The organism is Capnocytophaga sp. oral taxon 903 (assembly GCF_013394785.1).
Taxonomy (GTDB): Bacteria; Bacteroidota; Bacteroidia; order Flavobacteriales; family Flavobacteriaceae; genus Capnocytophaga; species Capnocytophaga ochracea.
The window spans coordinates 1,665,131-1,684,193 of the sequence record NZ_JABXYW010000002.1; the positions used below are offsets into that span (position 1 = coordinate 1,665,131).

11 protein-coding genes are annotated in these 19,063 nt (G+C 38.3%); 8 read left to right on the top strand and 3 right to left on the bottom strand.

Annotated features, from left to right (window positions below):
• Nucleotides 1–182 precede the first annotated feature (182 nt).
• Together HW279_RS06880 and HW279_RS06885 are read right to left on the bottom strand one after the other, a co-directional pair.
• Nucleotides 183–497 carry an HU family DNA-binding protein gene (locus HW279_RS06880; RefSeq protein WP_002670816.1) on the bottom strand — a complete coding sequence of 105 codons (315 nt, stop codon included), beginning with the start codon at nt 495–497 and terminating at the stop codon, nt 183–185.
• 228 nt (nt 498–725) lie between these two features.
• Entirely contained in the window at nt 726–1,955 is a 1,230-nt protein-coding gene (locus HW279_RS06885; protein WP_178958443.1) for a 3-phosphoshikimate 1-carboxyvinyltransferase, read from the bottom strand.
• A gap of 650 nt (nt 1,956–2,605) precedes the next feature.
• Here HW279_RS06885 and HW279_RS11165 point away from each other — a divergent pair.
• From HW279_RS11165 to HW279_RS06910, 6 genes are all read left to right on the top strand, one after another.
• Complete coding sequence (locus tag HW279_RS11165) at nt 2,606–2,764, top strand: phosphinothricin acetyltransferase (RefSeq protein ID WP_255495800.1); 159 nt, start codon at nt 2,606–2,608, stop codon at nt 2,762–2,764.
• A gap of 969 nt (nt 2,765–3,733) precedes the next feature.
• Nucleotides 3,734–5,110 (top strand): sigma-54-dependent transcriptional regulator, encoded by a 1,377-nt coding sequence (locus tag HW279_RS06890; RefSeq protein ID WP_002670899.1) that lies wholly within the window; start codon nt 3,734–3,736, stop codon nt 5,108–5,110.
• 88 nt (nt 5,111–5,198) lie between these two features.
• Nucleotides 5,199–8,129: a glycoside hydrolase family 3 N-terminal domain-containing protein gene (locus HW279_RS06895; protein ID WP_178958444.1), complete on the top strand. Its 2,931-nt coding sequence runs from the start codon at nt 5,199–5,201 to the stop codon at nt 8,127–8,129.
• A 71-nt stretch (nt 8,130–8,200) separates the two neighbouring features.
• Nucleotides 8,201–9,526: a sodium:proton antiporter NhaD gene (nhaD, locus tag HW279_RS06900; protein WP_178958445.1), complete on the top strand. Its 1,326-nt coding sequence runs from the start codon at nt 8,201–8,203 to the stop codon at nt 9,524–9,526.
• A 394-nt stretch (nt 9,527–9,920) separates the two neighbouring features.
• A complete protein-coding gene (gene lysS, locus HW279_RS06905) occupies nt 9,921–11,615 on the top strand; it encodes a lysine--tRNA ligase (RefSeq protein WP_009421293.1) in 1,695 nt (564 codons plus the stop codon).
• A 98-nt stretch (nt 11,616–11,713) separates the two neighbouring features.
• Nucleotides 11,714–12,346, top strand: coding sequence for a hypothetical protein (locus tag HW279_RS06910; RefSeq protein WP_178958446.1), 633 nt, complete (start codon nt 11,714–11,716; stop codon nt 12,344–12,346).
• 62 nt (nt 12,347–12,408) lie between these two features.
• Here HW279_RS06910 and HW279_RS06915 read toward each other — a convergent pair whose 3' ends face one another.
• Nucleotides 12,409–13,728 (bottom strand): sugar MFS transporter, encoded by a 1,320-nt coding sequence (locus tag HW279_RS06915; RefSeq protein ID WP_178958447.1) that lies wholly within the window; start codon nt 13,726–13,728, stop codon nt 12,409–12,411.
• A gap of 281 nt (nt 13,729–14,009) precedes the next feature.
• Here HW279_RS06915 and HW279_RS06920 point away from each other — a divergent pair, with 281 nt between their 5' ends.
• Together HW279_RS06920 and HW279_RS06925 are read left to right on the top strand one after the other, a co-directional pair.
• Nucleotides 14,010–16,886: a TonB-dependent receptor gene (locus tag HW279_RS06920; RefSeq protein ID WP_178958448.1), complete on the top strand. Its 2,877-nt coding sequence runs from the start codon at nt 14,010–14,012 to the stop codon at nt 16,884–16,886.
• A gap of 142 nt (nt 16,887–17,028) precedes the next feature.
• Nucleotides 17,029–19,059 (top strand): recombinase, encoded by a 2,031-nt coding sequence (locus HW279_RS06925; RefSeq protein WP_178958449.1) that lies wholly within the window; start codon nt 17,029–17,031, stop codon nt 19,057–19,059.
• Nucleotides 19,060–19,063 lie beyond the last annotated feature (4 nt).

Here is a 19,063-nt window from a genome sequence, read left to right on the forward strand (position 1 = left end):
TGGATTTTAGTTAAACAATACTACTTTAAAGCGAAAAAGTAGTTAAAAACTACTTTTTCTTTTTGTGGCGATTAGCTCTCGCTCTTTTTTTGCGTTTGTGGTTAGCCACTTTATGTCTTTTTCTTTTTTTTCCGCTTGGCATAACTTAATTATTTAATATATTGTGATTTATTAATACAATGTTATTTTTTCGCTTTTTTATCAGTTTTAGCTACTTTTACCTTAGCTTTAACTCCTTCAACGAATACTTTTGCAGGTTTAAAGGCAGGAATGTTATGAGCGGGAATTTTCAAAGTGGTATTCTTAGAGATGTTACGTCCGGTTTTTTCAGCTCTAGTTTTGATAATAAAGCTACCGAAGCCTCTAAGATATACGTTTTGACCACTTTCTAATGTGTTGATTACTTCGTTCATAAAGTTTTCAACCGTTAGTTGAACGTCGTTTTTATCAAGACCCAACTTGTCGGAAATCTTTGATACAATTTCTGCTTTTGTCATCTTTATATTGTTTTTATTAATAATATTCTCTAAATCCTTTCAGCGTGCAAAGGTACAAATTAATTATTTAATAAACACTATGTTAGAACAACTTTTTTTATTTTTTATTTTTTAATATCTGATAATTAGCTGTTTAAAACACTGTTTTCTAATATTTTACGATTAAAATATACTTTTGTCATATTGTGGTAGATTTTTATGTTACTGATTGAAAATAAGTTTTAATGATTATCTTTTAACTGTAAGCTGGGCTACGTCGTGCCAAAAAGAAGGATAGGATTTGCTTACGACTTCTTTATCAGCTATTTCGAGGTTAGTTTTTAGCATCAAAGGTGTGAAAGCCATTGCCATTCGATGGTCGTTATAGGTAGCAATGCTAATACCAGAGCGCAAGTGTGGGCAAGGTGCTAAATGCAAGCTGTCGTGAGTAATACTTACATCGGCTCCTAACTTTCTCAGTTCGGTTTGTAGCGCTTGAAGGCGGTCGGTTTCTTTGATTTTAAGAGTGTGTAAGCCTGTTAAATGGCACTCTAAGCCCATTGCTACACAAGTAACGGCTATGGTTTGTGCTATATCGGGGGTGGTATTTAGGTTATACTCGAAACGCTTTTGCTGAGGTTCAGCTACTTTTTCAATGGTTAATTCATTACCTTTGAATGAGGAGTGCACTCCAAAAAACTCATAAATAGTTTTTAAGGCACTATCACCTTGCAGGCTATGAGGTTTAAAATAGGACAATGAAAGGGTGGTGCCTATGGGCGATAAGGCAACAAAAGCATACCAATAGGAGGCGGAAGACCAATCGGATTCTACTTCCCAACTGTTATGTAGTAAGTTTTTTCCTTTCATTGTGTTTACCTTTATAGTATTGGCTTTGAACAACACTTGCTCTTGTCCTATGCAATGAGCTAAGAGATTGGTAGTCATTTTTAAGTAAGGCAGAGAGGTAACTTCGCCTTCCAAATGCAAGGTGAGTCCGTTAGGCAAAGCAGGAGCAATAAGCAATAAAGCTGAACTGTACTGACTACTGACGTTGCCTTGTATATGTACTTCGTTGTTAGTAAGCTTTTTGCCTCTTATATATATAGGTGGAAATCCTTCTTTTTCAGTATATGTAATATCGGCGCCTAACTGTTGTAATGCATTTACTAATAGGTGTATAGGTCTTTCTTTCATTCGGGGGGAACCTGTGAGGAGCACTTCTTTGCCCTGTTGTATTGCAAAATAAGCGGTGAGAAAGCGCATTGCAGTACCTGCGTGATGAATGTCTACAACTTCTGTATGAGAGCTAAGAGCTTGTTGTAGCAGTAGGGTATCATCGGCAGTGGAGAGGTTTTGCACAGTGAGTTCAGGAAAGAGCGCTTGCAATATAAGCGCTCTGTTGCTTTCGGACTTGGAGCCTGAGAGCAACAAATGTTTTCCTGACTGTAATGTGGAATGAGGTAATTGTATGTTCATAAGGTAAAAGATTAATGGTGAATGGTTAGTGGTTAATGTGGGATAGGTGTTTAATAGGGTGCAAAGATAGGGAATAATGCTGATAATACCAAAAAAGCCAATAATGCCAAAAATACCAGGAATGCCAAAAATGCCATAATTAACTTTGCCAAAGTTTTTGCCTGTGCGGCTCACACCTTTGGCAAAGTTTGAGGTGAAAAAGCGATGTGTTGAGACTGTTAGGAGGATTCGGAAGGAAACGGAGATTTTCAGAAGAAGGTTAAGGGCGTTTTTGGTGAAAAAAGGGTGTAAGGAGGGTGGGGTTAGCTTATAGAGAGCTTATAGGAAGCTTATACGAATCTTGGACGATTGGTATAGAAAGGGTATATAAATAATTGACTCATAATACAATACAACGATGCAAAAAACGGTAAAAACGGGGTTTCGAGGCGAAAGAAAGAGGAAGAGGTGATAGGCCTAAGGCCATAGGCACTAGGGGGGGAGTGTAATACAAACATCCCCCTTTACACATACCCAGCTGTCGCTGGCTACCTTCAAAGGGGGAATGCAGCGACGGAAAGAAGAAGGTAATGTGGTGAAAATATCCTCCTTTACACATACTTCGTTCTCGCGGACTTCCTCAAAGAGGGCGAATGTAGCGAGTTACTTATTTGGTAAGCCCCCGAACCCCCGAAGGGGGACAAGCTGGAAAAGGTGACAAACCTCCCCCTTTACACATACCCAGCTTTCGCGGGGCATATACCCAGCTATTGCTGGCTACTTCGGAGAGGGGGAATGTAGCGAAGGGAAAGCAAAGAAATGACGAATAGCGAGGGGCGAATGGTGGAGGTAATGTGAGGGTGTAGCACGACGGGTAGAAACGAGCTACACGGGCAATTAGTAGAGAATTGACAGAAGGGTAGTGGAGAAAATAGTTCTTTTGTACACTCAGATTTGTGGGATAAGTAGCACTTGTGAGATGAATTTGATGGTTGAATTGAGGTTAAGATGAAAATAAGATGAAGAGAAGGGGAGGAGATGGTATTGTATAGGAGGGGTTGGATTGAGGAATGATAGTGTGTAAAAGGTTACATATTTACACATTTTGTGTATAAATACACACTTTGTACACAGGTTACGCACGGGATGCTAACAAGTTATCAACAGGTTGTTAATAACTTATTATGTTGATAATAAGTGTTTTAATATAGTTATGAACAGATTTGCGGTATTTTGGCACGGAATTTTCTATATAGTAGGCGTAAGTTGATAAAACTTATTGTGCATAGTAATAAAATAAATGATTTGTCACAAACAGAAAATGGTTAAAAATTAAATTACTGAAAAAATTGCTAAAAGAAACATTGTTAGATAAGAATCATTAAACAAAACTGTTGTTAAAAATTAAATTTCATTTCATTGTGTTGTTGGGAAACAACTTTTATATTAAGAACATTGCTAAAATTTTAATTGTTTAAACACAATCATTTATTAAACTATTTTAAGACATTCCTTTAAGTTTAGCCAAGCTAGCTTAAAGTACTAACAAATATTGGGAGTTAGTAGTAGTATTTATATTATATGCATTGAAGAAAGACTTTCTTGAAAAAAGAAAGTCTTTTTTTATTAATATAGTATGTTTATTAGAAAAGTTTTGTATATTTGCAAAATTTTTGTCCTGTTTTAAAGAGCGTTTTTTAAACGCACAAAGCTGATGTTCATATTTTTATCATATGATGATAAGTGAGAGAACGGCTAAAAACAGTATATTTTTTAATTTAAAAAGACATATATAAAGTATGAAGAATCCAATTCTTTTAGTAGAAGATGATGTAGTTTTTTCCAAAATGTTAGGTAAATTTTTGGAGCGCAATGGATATGAAGTAGTAAGATGTTATAATTTAGAAGAAGCGGAGAAAAGCCTAAATGCATCGCTAAGTTTAGTATTCACTGATTTACGTCTGCCCGATGGTGACGGTATCAATTTCTTGAAAAAGGTGAAAGAAGTATATCCAGATTTGCCAGTAGTGGTAATGACCAGCTATGCGGAAGTATCGACTGCGGTAGAGGCAATGAAATTGGGTGCTTTTGATTATATATCGAAACCGTTCCAACAAGAGGACGTACTGAATGTTATTAAGAATGCACAAAGCAGTACGCGTACGGCTTCGTTACCTAAGAAGGAAAATGTGAAGGCGGACAACAGCCCTGGCAAAGCTGCTCAGCCTGTTGTTACTAACGAAAATTCATATATAGAAGGTGTAAGTGCCGCTTCTAAAAAGCTGAATAAGTTTATCAGTTTGGTAGCCCCTACGGATATGTCGGTACTCATTACTGGTGAAAGTGGTACGGGTAAAGAGGTGATAGCCAAATCTATTCACTTGAAAAGTGAGCGTCGTAACAAGCCTTTTATTGCGGTGGACTGCGGTGCTATTCCTAAAGAAATTGCATCGAGTGAGTTCTTCGGTCACGTAAAGGGTTCGTTTACGGGAGCAATTACCGATAAAAAAGGACACTTTGAAGAGGCAAATGGGGGTACTATTTTCCTTGATGAGGTAGGAAACCTAAGCTATGACAACCAAATACAGTTGCTACGTGCCCTACAAGAGCGCCGTATTAAACCTATTGGTAGTTCTAAGGAAATAGAAGTTGATATTCGTGTATTGGCAGCTACCAACGAAGATTTATTGGCAGCAGTAGGAAAAGGAGAGTTTCGCGAAGACCTTTATCACCGATTGAATGAGTTTTCGATAAAAGTACCTTCGCTAAGTGAGCGCAAAGACGACTTGATGATATTTGCTTCATACTTCTTGGAAAAAGCAAATGAAAAGCTACATAAGAACGTACAAGGGTTTACTGAAAAAGCGGTACAAAAGATGCTTTTATACACTTGGGGAGGTAACTTGCGCGAACTATCGAACACGGTGAAACGCGCTGCCCTACTCACACAAGGTGATTATATTACCGAAAATGAGTTGCCAGAGCCTGTAATTACTGAAACACGCCATTTCCCTACAGAGCGTTTTTCTTTTTCAACCAAAGAAAACGAGCGTGAACTCATTATTAGTGCGCTACACGAGACTCATAATAATAAAACAGAAGCAGCTAAGCTGTTAGGCTTTACACGTAAAACACTTTACAACAAACTTAAAGCCTATAACATAGACGAATTTTAATAGGTAAGAGGTAAGAGGTAATAAGGTAAAAGGCAAGTAAAACGCCTCTTATCTGTTATTTCTTACCTTTTACTTTTTATCTTAAAAAATGAGAAAGACTTATTTACTAATTACTTTTTTTAACTTATCACTATTTACTACATTTGCCCAAAATAAATCTCCTTTAACAACTACCGATGCCCAAGCACAACAGCAGTGGGTGAACGACACTTATAACAAAATGAGCCTTGATGAAAAGATTGGGCAACTGTTTATGGTATCGGTATTTTCAAGCCATATAGGCACAAAAAAAGCCGAAGAGGTAAAAGACTTCATAAAGAAATACTACATTGGAGGGATTATCTTCTCCAAAGGAGGACCGAAGCGTCAGGCAAAGCTCACCAATGAATACCAAGCACTCTCTAAAATTCCGCTTTTTATGGCAATGGATGCCGAGTGGGGATTGGCGATGCGCTTGGACTCTACTTATGCTTACCCGTGGAATATGACCCTTGGGGCTATTAAAGATAACTATCTTGTAGAACGTACCGGTAGACGCATAGGGTTACACTGCAAACAATTGGGTATGCAGTTTAACTTTGCTCCTGATATTGATATTAACACAAATCCGAATAACCCTATTATAGGAAATCGTTCGTTTGGCGAGGATAAAGAGAATGTAACCCAAAAAGGGCTTGCTTTTACTCGCGGAATGCAGTCGGTAGGGGTGTTGGGCAGTGCCAAACACTTTCCTGGTCACGGTGATACATCTAAAGATTCTCATAAAACTTTACCGCTTATATCTTTCGCCGCTAACCGTATTGACGAGGTAGAACTTTACCCTTTTAAAGCCCTCATCAGAGAAGGAGTAGCGAGCATAATGGTAGGGCACCTTAATATTCCTTCCTTAGAACCTAAAACAGGGCTACCTTCGTCGTTATCAAGTGCTATTATCACCGATTTACTCAAAAAGAAATTAGGTTATCAAGGGCTTATCTTTACCGATGCACTTGGTATGAAAGGGGTATCGGAATACTTGCCCGTAGGCGAAGTGGAAGTAGAAGCCTTCTTGGCGGGTAACGATATTTTGCTGATGCCAGCTAATGTAGCTAAGGGTTTTGAGGCAATGAAGAAAGCCTACCAGAACAAACGCATCAGTGAGGAACGCTTAGCACATTCAGTAAAGAAAATACTAATGGCTAAATACAAAGTGGGGCTCACATCTTTTAAACAATTAGACGAAAGCACTGTAACCTCTACCTTGCACACAATAGAAGACGATTTGCTCACTGAGGAACTGTTTGAAAATGCGATTACGGTAGGGCAAAACAAGGAAAATATACTGCCTATAAAGGACTTGGACAAGCGAAAAATAGCCTATGTGAAGTTTGGTAACGACAGTGGTTGGGCGTTTTATTCCACCTTACGCAAATACGCAGAGACCGTGCTTATTGAGCCTAAGAATGAGGCACAGCTATATGAGGCAGTTGAACCTTTTGACACGATTATCATCGGGTTGCACAAACCAGATAAGACCCCTTGGGACGCATACAAGTTTACAGAGAACGAACTGAAATGGTTAGAGCATATTGCTAAGAAAAAGAAGGTAATCCTCACAGTGTTTACTCGCCCCTATGCGATGCTCGACGTGAAAAATATAGCTCCTATTAAAGCTATTGTATTTGCTTACCAAAACCATAAAGTAGCCCAAGAGAAAGCCGCTCAGCTCATTTTTGGTGCTATTGAGGGCAAAGGAGTTTTGCCTGTAACAGCACACCCTAACTTACCCGTAGGCACTTCAATTGCTACTCCCAGAATAGGACGCTTAGCTTATGGCTTACCTGAAAGCGTGGGACTCAATTCTCTTAAGCTAAAAGAGATAGACAGTATAGCTCTTGATGCTGTAGCACAAAAGATGACACCCGGGATGCAAGTATTGGTTGCCAAAAGAGGAAAAGTAGTTTACCGCAAAAATTTTGGTACTTTAGATTACAATCCAGCTAATAAAGTGACCGACAATACTATTTACGACCTCGCTTCGCTTACGAAGATATTGGCTACTCTCCCCGAATTGATGCGCCTTTATGTGCGTGGAGATTTCAAACCCGTAGATACTTTTGAGGATTTGCTACCAAAGCTCAAACATACAAACAAGGGAGATTTGGTAATGAAAGATGTGCTCTCGCACTATGCTCAGTTCCAGTCGTGGATTCCTTTTTACCGAAAAACCTTAGACATTGATAAAAAGCCTTCGCCTGAGTATTACAGCACTACCAAAAGTGATTCTTTCCCTACTGAGGTAGCCAAAGACTTATATCTTATAGAAGGGTATACTGACAGTATTTATAAAACAATTGACGAGAGTGAGCTTATCAAAGATAAAAAGTACTTATATAGCGACCTCCCTTATTATTATTTCAAGAAGTACATAGAAAAAAAAAACAAGAAGCCCCTACAAGAAATCGTTCAGAAGCATTTTTATAGAGGTTTAGGAGCCTACCAGCTTACTTTTCTTCCTTTGCAACGCTTCTCTCCTGTAAATATTGCACCTGCCGAAGATGAAAAGACCTTTCGTTCTCAGGAGCTTCGAGGGTACGTACACGACCAAGGAGCAGCCCTTTTAGGAGGGGTTGGTGGGCACGCAGGACTTTTTGGAACTGCCGACGATGTAGCCAAAGTGATGCAAATGTACCTCCAACAAGGGTATTACGGTGGTACGTGGTTCTTGCAACCTCAGGCTATAAAAATCTTCAACACTTGTAATTACTGTCCGGAAGGTAACCGTCGAGGTTTAGGATTCGATAAACCACAGTTAGGCAAATCAGGTCCTACTTGTGGTTGTGTGCCAATGGATAGCTTTGGACATACCGGTTTTACGGGTACTTTTGCGTGGGCTGACCCCACTAATGAAATAGTAATAGTTATCCTCTCGAACCGCACTTATCCCTCTTCTGACAATAAACTTTTAGTAAACCGATTGGTGCGCCAAAAGATACAAGGAGTGGTGTACCAAGCCCTATCTGCGAATAAAAACTTTTAAAAAGATTTGGTATATAACGAGAAGTTTTAGTACATTTGCGCCACGTTAATTTTTAAAATAGAATTTATTATATGGAAGCGTGGATTATTGCCATTTTTTTCATTGGCTATCTTTGTATTACTACCGAACACCAAATAAAGGTAGACAAAACCATTTCAGCCTTAGCTATGGCTGTCATCTGTTGGACGATACTTAAAGTATTTAACCTTGATGTACTAGAAGTGCTCAACGGAGTGTTAGTGCCCGTAGATATAGCTAACAACAGTAATGCTATTGATGAAGCACTACGACATCACTTAGCTGAAACCGCTGAAATTCTCTTTTTCTTAATCGGTGCGATGACCATAGTAGAAATCATTGATATGCACCGTGGGTTTGAAATCATCAAGCGAGTGATTCGCACCAGAAGCAAAGTAAAATTGCTTTGGATTATAGGCATTATTGCTTTTTTCCTCTCTTCTATTATCGACAACCTTACTACTACCATTATTCTCATTACCATTGTACGTAAGCTCATACCTGACCAAAAAGAGCGCATTTGGTATGCTTCTATGATTGTGATCGCTGCCAATGCGGGAGGGGCTTGGTCTCCTATCGGTGACGTAACGACTACTATGCTTTGGGTAAAAAATAAAGTAAGTGCTGCTAAATTAGTAGAATACGTATTTATTCCTGCTACTGTATGCTTGATAGTACCTTTGTTCGTCGCTTCGTTTTTACCTGTATTCAAAGGAAAGATAGACACTTCAAACAGCGAAGAGAGTATTACTTACAAAAGCAGTATGCCTGTGTTGGTAATAGGCTTTATCTCTATTATCTTTGTGCCTATTTTTAAATCAATTACACACTTACCTCCTTATATAGGTATGCTCTTTGCTCTGGCTACTATGTGGTTTATTTCTGAAAAATTAAAACCTATCAGAGAACTTTCATCAACCGATAAGGATAAATTCAGTATTCACCGTGCATTAGGACGTATCGAGTTTTCGAGCATACTATTCTTCTTAGGAATTCTCTTGGCAGTGGCTTCATTGCAAACTATTGGTACGCTTTTCAACTTTGCACAAACATTGAATGAGACTATCCCAAGTACAAACGTAGTAATTTTGCTCTTAGGTTTTGCCTCTGCTGTAATAGACAACGTACCATTAGTAGCGGCTAGTATGGGTATGTTCCAAGAACCTATGGATAGTGGTCTTTGGCACTACATTGCCTATGCGGCTGGTACAGGAGGTAGTTTGCTTATCATCGGTTCGGCTGCGGGGGTAGTAGCTATGGGTATGGAGAAGATTAATTTCTTTTGGTATGTGAAAAACATCTTATGGATAGCCCTTTTAGGTTTTGTGTTAGGTTATCTTACTTTGGTAAGTTTTGAAGCTTTACACGTTTTTGGATAGCATAAAACGATACATCATATAGGAAAGACTGCCTAAATATAATTTTTTAGGCAGTCTTTTTTTATAGGTGAACATCAGCGTAGTTACTTCTTAGTCTCTCTCTTTGTATATTACGGATGTTGTATAGAGAATATAAAAGTACTTCAATGCACAGTGTTCACATTTAGAAATAACTTAGTATCTTTGTTAGCAAGAGTACATTATGAAGAATTGTTTTACAGAATAAATAGGATTGTAAGAGAGAAGACTCTTAAAACTTTAAATATGAACGTCGTGTTTATTTGCGAATACTATTGTGTAAGTCAAAAAAACGCCGTACTTTTGCACCCTAAAAGTATTTCAATTAATCACTAGCTACTAATCATTTATCATTAAGCGTTAATCATTAAAAAAGATGTTATCAGAACAAGAAATCATTCGTAGAGAAAAACTCTCTAAATTGAAAGAATTGGGGATAAACCCTTATCCCGCTCCATTATATCCGGTTGATACTACCTCTAAGGACGTAGCCAACCATTATGAAGAAGGTAAACAAGTGGTTGTAGCCGGTAGATTGATGTCGTTGCGTGTACAAGGAAAAGCCTCGTTTGCTACTTTGCAAGATAGTGAAGGCACGATGCAATTGTACTTCAACCGCGATGAGATGTGCCCTACCGATGATAAAACGCTTTACAACGAGGTGTTTAAAAAATTATTGGATTTAGGTGACTTTATAGGTGCTGAAGGAACACTCTTCATCACTAAAATGGGTGAGAAAACCGTATTGGTAAAGAACTTTACGCTACTTTCAAAAGTATTACGTCCGCTACCTATGCCTAAGGTAGATGCCGATGGTAAAGTACACGATGCCTTCACCGATCCTGAACAACGCTACCGTATGCGCTATGTAGATTTGGTAGTAAATCCACAAGTGAAAGAAGTGTTTATCAAGCGCACTAAACTCTTCAATGCTATGCGTCAGTTTTTTAACGATGCAGGTTATTTGGAAGTAGAGACACCTATACTACAAGCTATACCAGGGGGAGCTAGTGCACGTCCGTTTATCACCCATCACAATGCGTTGGACATTCCGCTGTATATGCGTATTGCCAATGAACTTTACTTAAAACGTCTTATTGTAGGAGGTTTTGACGGAGTGTATGAATTTTCTAAGAACTTCCGCAACGAGGGTATGGATAGAACTCACAACCCTGAGTTTACGGCTATGGAAATTTATGTGGCTTACAAAGATTATCACTGGATGATGGACTTCACTGAACGCTTAATCGAGCATTGTGCTATAGCCGTGAATGGTACTACTAAGGCGACCTTTGGTAAACATACAGTAGATTTCAAAGCACCTTATCCACGCCTTACGATGACTGATGCTATTAAACAGTTCACAGGCTTTGACATCACTGGGAAGACAGAAGACGAATTGAGAGCCTTTGCACAGTCTATCGGTATTGCGGTAGACGAGGCGATGGGCAAGGGCAAACTGATAGATGAGATATTTGGTGAGAAATGTGAAGGTAACTTCATTCAGCCTACTTTCATTACCGATTACCCGAAAGAGATGTCGCCACTGACCAAAGAACACCGCGACAACCCCGACCTTACTGAACGTTTTGAGTTAATGGTATGCGGTAAGGAGATTGCCAATGCTTATTCGGAATTGAACGACCCTATTGACCAACGTGAGCGCTTTGAAGAGCAATTGCGACTCTCAGAAAAAGGTGACGACGAAGCGATGTTCATTGACCAAGATTTCTTGCGCGCTCTTGAATACGGTATGCCACCTACCTCAGGTTTGGGTATCGGTATGGACAGACTTGTAATGTTCCTCACCAATAATGAGAGCATACAAGAAGTGCTTTTCTTCCCACAAATGCGTCCCGAGAAGAAAGAAGTAGAGCTTTCGGAAGACGAGAAAGTAGTGTTTGAGCTTTTAAAAACCTCAGAAAGACTGCTTTTAGATGCTCTCAAAACACAAACGGCATTTTCTAACAAGAAATGGGATAAAGCCATTAAAGGTCTTACCAGTAAGAAAGTAGCGAAAGTAGTAAAAGAAGGAGAAGAACTGTTTGTGGAATTAGCAAGTAACAATTGATAATTATTAATTAGATATGATATAGATTTTGCCAAAGGTTATAACACAATACGATATTAATAGCTTCTTAGGTAGAAATTTTGTTAAAGGAAATAGTAATGAATATCACTGAAAAAATATCCTATAAAGAAAGATTAATCACGCGTGCCAAAGCGATTTTAGAACAAGGAAAATATCCTACTGAACTCCTCGAAAAGATTAAAGACGAACGTTTGCTCAAAGAGGTAATGAAGGAAATGATGCCTTCACCGGGAACAGATTACGAGCTTTTAAGCAATGAGGAGAAGCAACAACGTGACCGTTTGTTGGTACTCAATATAAAGTTTAGGGATTATCTGCATGCTCTTGCATTGTGCAAGAATATAGGTTATTTACTTGTGATAACAGCAATGTTAGTGGGGATTAGTGCTGTGATGCAATTCAATAATAATGGCGTTTTTGCTATATTATGTCTGCTAAATGGTGTTTTGGTTTTATATTTGGCTACTGAGAAAAAAAAGCTATTACACTATTGTTGGCAGTTATTTTATGTATTTCTTCTGTTTTATATTATAGAGCTTATTGTATGGAAAGTTCCCTCTCCTTTTGTGTATTTTATCGATAACGATATACTTGCTTCAAAACACGATACCAAGATAAAACTCGCAAACCTATCAACTCCATTAGTTTATGAAGGAATAAGGATAGTAGCACTTTTGGGAATTTATAATGTATTGAAAAAAATCAGCTAATTTGTGAAAGTAAATTAGCTGATTTTTTTTGTTAATTATCAATTGTTTATTATCATTGATGATTATTTATTGTTTTTGTAAAAACCAAAGAAAGCGATATAACCGTAGCAAACTACTAAGGTGAGGAATGCTAAGCGGAAACCTATATAGTCGGTAAGAAAACCGTACAGAATAGGCAAGAGTCCGCCACCGACAATCATCGTACAAAGGATACCTGAAGCTTGAGTTTTGAGTTCGTCTATCCCTTCACAAGCAAGCGCAAAGATAGTGGGAAACATCATAGAGTTGAAGAGACCGATACTTAATAAAGTCCACATTGAGAGCAAACCACCAGTATTGATAGAAAACAAAATGAGAGAGATGGCAACTATAGCAAAAGCAATGAGAACTTTGGCAGGAGCAATCCACTTGATGAGATAAACACTGATAAAGCGTCCTAACATAGCACCTCCCCAGTAGAAAGTGAGAAAAACAGCTATAATAGCCTTGGGGTCGGCTGAGGTTAGATGAGGTTTTCCTGCCAATAAGCCAAGCGTTTCTACAATAAAGCACATAGAGGGGCTCTCTAAAATATCCTTAGTGATGTTCATATTGATGAAGTAGTTTACTGCATAACTTCCTATCACTACTTCAGCACCTACATACAAGAAGATACCTATAGCCCCCAACAGTAAGGGAGTTTTCTTGAGAAGATTCCAATAACTGTCTTTATTTACTTCTTCTTTTATTCTATAAACATAAGGTAATTTAACTACTGCAAAAACAAATGCTAAAGCAAGTGCCCATAAGGCTATATACAAAAAAGGTAATTGTATAGAAAAGGCTTCTTCACGGAAATAAATAAGCTTATCTGTAGTGTCTAAGGCTCCTATTTCAGCTTCTTTTTTTATTTCGTTGCTCAGTAAGTAAGCGGCTCCAAATATAGGAGCAATAGTAGTGCCTATAGCGTTGAAAGCTTGAGAGAAAGTGAGCCGGCGAGGTGTAGTGGCTTCGTCGCCTAAAATCACTATATAAGAGTTCATAGCCACTTGTAGGAAAGTAACGCCACAGCCTAATATGAAGATAGCAGTTAAAAATACCCAATATAAGCGTTCCCCGGCAGCAGGATAGAAGAGCAAAGCACCCAAAGAGATAAGCAAAAGACCTAAGATAATGCCTCGCTGATAACCTATTTTAGTGAGAATAAAACCTGCAGGGATAGAAAAAAATAAGTAAGACAAGAAGAAAGATAGAAGAATATAGGCTGCATCGGAATAATGCAACTGAAACACATCACGAAGATGAGGTAATAAAAGCTGTATGAGCACTGTTAAACCTCCAAAAAGTAAGAATAAAAGTGCTACCAGAACAAAGGCTTGGGTATGTTTCTTTTGTCTATTCATTGCTGTATGAGCTCGGTTTAGAGCGCAAATCTACTACAAAAAATAAAAAAATAGTTAAAATTTAACACTTTATTTTTGTTGTATACATAACTTAAAACGTACAACATACTTGTATTTAGTGTTTTATGTGTAAGTAGAATCCTTGTTAATAAATATGTTAGAAAATATTTTGACAAATCTGTTGGGGGATATCAAAAAAGTTAGTAACTTTGCTCCGAATAAGATAGTACTACTTAGCTCACTACTGACCATAACCATTCGTAACTAATTTAACTAATATAATGAAAAGCTGGTTTTTAAATGTAGCCGTACTTTTTCTCACATCAATGCTTTACTCTCAGCAAGGAGTTATTACTGGGGAAGTAATTGATGGTGATTACAACGCTCCGTTAATGGGAGCAAATGTTTTGGTTAAAGGGACTACCAAAGGAGCTTCTACTGATATGGACGGTAAGTATTCCTTGAATGTAGACTCACCTACTGGAACCTTAGAGTTCTCTTATCTTGGATATGTTACCAAGACAGTTTCGTATAAACTTGTGAATGGTAAAGCGCACGTGCGAATTACCCTTACAAGCGACCAACAAACCCTAGGAGAGGTAATTGTAACAGGTAAAAGCACCTTGTTAGACATTGCACAAGAGCGTAAAACACCTGTGGCGGTATCTACTATTCAAGCTACCGAAATTATAGAAAAATTAGGTACACGAGAACTTCCTGAAGTACTCAATCGCACACCTTCTGTCTATGCTACAAAAGGGGGAGGAGGCTTTGGTGATTCTAAAATCAATATTCGAGGCTTTGACAGTAGGAATGTGGCTGTAATGGTTAATGGTATGCCTGTAAACGATATGGAAGGTGGTACCGTATACTTCAGTAACTGGACTGGGCTTTCAGATGTAACTTCCGCGATGCAAGTACAACGCGGGCTCGGTGCTTCTAAGTTGGCGATTGCATCGGTGGGTGGTACTATGAATTTCATTTTGCGTGCTTCGGATATGCAAGAAGGAGGGAATATATCTTTCAACTATGGTACTAATCAAGAATATAAAGGTACGGTTTCTTACAATACAGGAAAGAGTCTTACTGGTTGGTCGGCTTCTGTGTTGTTCAGCAAAAATGCAGGACGTAAATATGTAGATGGTACTCAGTTTGATGGCTATAGCTACTATTTTGCGTTAGGTTATGAACCTTCTAAAAAACATAGTTTCCAATTTACTTTCACAGGGGCTCCACAATGGCATAACCAACGTAATATAAGTCCGCTAATTTCTGATTATCAGAAATATGGTTCAGAAGACAAACCCAACCGTCGCTATAATTCAGATTGGGGATACTTAAATGGTGAAGAACACACTATTAAGAAAAATGTTTATCACAAACCAGTAGCAATGCTCAATTGGGATTGGAATATCAATGAAAGTACTTCCCTTAGTACTGTAGTATATGCATCATTAGGACGTGGTATGGGAACAAGTTCATCGGGGGTGGCACATTCAATCTCTTCGAAAACTACTGCTAGTGGTACAACCACTTATTCACTTCAGAAAAACTATTTAAATTCTTTCCGTAAAGATGATGGACAGATAGATTTCGATAAAGTGGTGCGTTATAACAACGGAGAGACAGTAGATGATTTACTCCCTATGCAACACCCAAGAGAAGCAGGAAAGAACGTAACAATTGCTAATCCAGGTGGAGGTCGAGCTTTTACAGGTTATGGTGAAGGTTTTACCTTAAATGGCTCAGTAAACTCACACGACTGGTATGGTATCCTTACCAACCTGCAACACCAGATTAATGATCACTTCACTATTAATATGGGGCTTGATGGTCGTTATTACTATGGTTATCACTACCAAGTAGTAACTGATTTGTTGGGTAACGATAGTTATACTGATAATACACAAAATAACAACAAGAATTTGGCAACCCCTACCGTAATTCGTTCTGCGGTATCTACTAAGCCATCTTGGAATCCTTTCCAGAAAGTAGAACCTCTTGAAAATCGTATAGGTTATAGTAGTGAAGGGGAAGTGAAGTGGATGGGACTTTTTTCACAGTTAGAATACTCCGACGATCATTTTTCAGCTTTCTTACAAGGTTCTACCTCTATGCAGTCATACCAACGTATTGATAACTTTTTGAAAGATGGAGTTTCACGCGCCATAAGTACAAATCCTAATTCGGTAATGTATACTAAAACAGGTTTTAAAAACTTGATAGGTTATAATATCAAAGGAGGAGTGAATTATAATATCAACGAACAGCATAATGTGTATGCTAACATAGGATATTATTCTAAGCAACCTTTTTTCAACGCTGTATATCCTAACAATCTAAACTATTTAAACCCTTCGCTTACCAATGAAAAGATATTTGGAGTAGAAGCTGGATATGGTTTTAAATCTAAATTCTTCAGTGGTAATTTAAACCTTTATCACACTACTTGGAAAGATAGATTCCTTCGTCAAACTTACACTTTCGGAAGTTCTTCAGGAGGACGTGGCAGTAATACAGGCTATGCAAATATTTTGGGTGTTCAAGAAATACACAATGGGGTGGAAGTAGATTTCAAAGCTACTATTACTGATTACTTAAAACTAAATGGTATGTTCTCATTTGGTGACTGGTATTACAAAGGCGATGCCTCAGGAACTCTTTTGAATGAGAATGGTAATGCTATAGACTTACAAGGAAATGAGGTGCCTGTTGGTAGGGCTGCAGAGCTCAAACTATACTTAGATAAAGCAAAAGTAGGACAAACAGCTCAAACAACAGCTTCTTTGGGATTAACTGTACTACCCGTTAAGAATTTGAATTTTGATATCGATTGGCGCTATATAGATAACCTATACGCTAATTTGAATATAGGTACTTTTTCTAAAAAAGAAGTAGCCGAAAAAGGAGCTATAAAATTACCTGCTTATCATTTGTTTGACCTTTCTGCTTTTTATAGATGGCAACTTACTGATAAGCAACGTCTCACTTTCTCAGCTCACGCCTATAACCTATTAGATACTTATTACATCGCTGAATCATATACAAGTATTCACACCACTGATAGTAGTAAAACTTACCAAGGTATCGATGTGAGAAACCAAGTGTACTTTGGCGAAGGTCGTACCTTTAGCTTCGGAGTACGCTACAGCTTCTAATAAGTTGAAAAATAAAAGATAAGAACTCAAAAGGCTGTCCTACTCGGGCAGCCTTTTTTAATTAACAAATTAGCAGATTGACAATTTTTTCGTACCTTTGCACCATTCTAAATTATCAATTCTTAATTATTTATTGTAGGATATGTTACGATTCGCAAAAGAATATAAATCTATTTATGAAATCTTTGAGACTTATATGCACTCATCAGACTATGAAGATATTGACTTCGTGTTTGATGTAGTGAACTACTTTCGTCGCAAAAGTAAAAATAAAAAGTCTCCCCTCAATATCGATGAACTCATCACTGAAATCAAACACAAACCCGATAGCATTGCTTTCTTCAAGGAAAAACTCCATAACGTATTTGCTAATAAACAAAAAGTAATTCTTTTTACTGATGCTGGTCTGCTGAATAGTGTTTCTTTCTTCAAAGAATTACGTCGCCGTATCAGTCGTCAGCTTTTGCCCGACCAGCCTTCGGAAGAGAATATACAATACGTACTCAACCAACTCTTCTACCGTCCTTCCGATGTGAAATGGGTACATCAAATTCCTTTAGATAACTGGAAAGAACTCTTTGAAATTCTTGCTGTATCTACTTTCTATGAGGATAGTGAGAGCAAAACTACTTCCAAGCAAATTCTTTTGGCAATAATGATTCTCTCCCAACGTATGGGAGGGCTCGCCTTGCAAACTGATGTGCGCCGTATGGTGCCTGAATATGCTCACCTCAACAGCCCCTTTATCGCTCTCGACGATGAGCTGAACAATCTTGCACGTACTCTTTCCAAGGAAGATAAGCCTTATTTATATATACAAGACCACGAACTCGATTATAAACAGCTGAATATCCTAGCTGGTCAGTGCGAGGATTTCGTAAACAAAGCTGATGCCAATACTTCTAAATATGGGGTGACGTTCAGTGTGAACCAAACTCTTTTGCTCATTCGTCAGCAAATAAAACGCATCAAGCGACTCTATAACTACCTATTTATAGAGAAAGAAGCTGATAAATGTGAAAAAACGATTGCCTTCTACTTAGATATGGTGAAAACTAATTCTAAGAAGAACAATATTCGAAAGCTGATAGATGATAGTGTTTATAACATCACCTACGAGATTACGAACTATACCGGAAAGACGGGTGAACACTATATTACTTCTACTACCGGTGAGTACTTCAAGATGCTCAAAACAGCTTTGTGGGGTGGCGTTATCGTGGGGTTTATGTGTTTGGTAAAACTCTATATGTCGATGCAACCTGACCAAAGTGATTTTTTCCGTGCGCTGAACTATAGTTTTAACTACGCTATTGGTTTTGTGCTCATCTACCTCACAGGGTCTACTTTGGCTACCAAGCAACCTGCAATGACGGCTTCTACGATTGCTAAAACTTTAGAGAGCCTCAGCGACAACGATAACAATAAGGAAAAACAGAAACACTACACCGAATTCTCAGCACTTTTTACACGTTTGTTCCGTTCGCAGTTCATCGCCTTTGTAGGCAATGTGTTTGGAGCTTTCCCTGTGTCTATGCTTTTGGCGATAGGAATGAGTTATCTCAGTGGTTACAATATCGCTACTAAAAAAAGTTTACATCTCTTGGAAGACCTGAATATATGGCATACCCCCGTATTTTTGCACGCTTGTATTGCAGGGATATTTCTGTTCTTATCGGGTATTATAGCAGGCAACGTAGCTAGTGTAAACAACTTTAACAACTTCTATTATCGTCTTTCCGAACACCCCTTTCTTAAAGGCTTCTTTGGTAAAGTACGTATGCAACGCGTTGCTAACTGGATGCAACAAAAGTGGCCGAGTGTCGTCTCAAATATTTGGTTTGGAGTCTTTATGGGAAGTGCGTGGGCAATAGGTCATTTCTTCGGTTTGCCCATCGATATACGCCACATCACCTTTGCCAGTGGTAATTTAGCTTATGGCTTGTATGGTATGAATTTTATCATTAGCTTGGAGAATATCCTTTGGTGTATTTTAGGGATAGGCATCATCGGTTTAGGTAACTTTATTGTGAGTTTTGGTCTGTCGTTATGGATAGCCTTGCGCTCTCGCGAAGTCCCTGCTTCAGAACTAGAATATTTAGGTCGTTGCGTATGGCGAGCCTTTAAAGCACATCCCAGAGCCTTTTTCTTTCCTGTAAAGGAGAAAGAATAAAAGA

Excerpts from the sequence above, each read along its gene's own strand:
- HW279_RS06920 (WP_178958448.1), top strand. The coding sequence starts at position 14,010 with ATGAAAAGCTGGTTTTTAAATGTAGCCGTACTTTTTCTCACATCAATG.
- HW279_RS06880 (WP_002670816.1), bottom strand. The coding sequence starts at position 497 with ATGACAAAAGCAGAAATTGTATCAAAGATTTCCGACAAGTTGGGTCTT.
- HW279_RS06895 (WP_178958444.1), top strand. The coding sequence starts at position 5,199 with ATGAGAAAGACTTATTTACTAATTACTTTTTTTAACTTATCACTATTT.
- nhaD (WP_178958445.1), top strand. The coding sequence starts at position 8,201 with ATGGAAGCGTGGATTATTGCCATTTTTTTCATTGGCTATCTTTGTATT.
- HW279_RS06925 (WP_178958449.1), top strand. The coding sequence starts at position 17,029 with ATGTTACGATTCGCAAAAGAATATAAATCTATTTATGAAATCTTTGAG.
- HW279_RS06890 (WP_002670899.1), top strand. The coding sequence starts at position 3,734 with ATGAAGAATCCAATTCTTTTAGTAGAAGATGATGTAGTTTTTTCCAAA.
- HW279_RS06910 (WP_178958446.1), top strand. The coding sequence starts at position 11,714 with ATGAATATCACTGAAAAAATATCCTATAAAGAAAGATTAATCACGCGT.
- lysS (WP_009421293.1), top strand. The coding sequence starts at position 9,921 with ATGTTATCAGAACAAGAAATCATTCGTAGAGAAAAACTCTCTAAATTG.
- HW279_RS06885 (WP_178958443.1), bottom strand. The coding sequence starts at position 1,955 with ATGAACATACAATTACCTCATTCCACATTACAGTCAGGAAAACATTTG.
- HW279_RS06915 (WP_178958447.1), bottom strand. The coding sequence starts at position 13,728 with ATGAATAGACAAAAGAAACATACCCAAGCCTTTGTTCTGGTAGCACTT.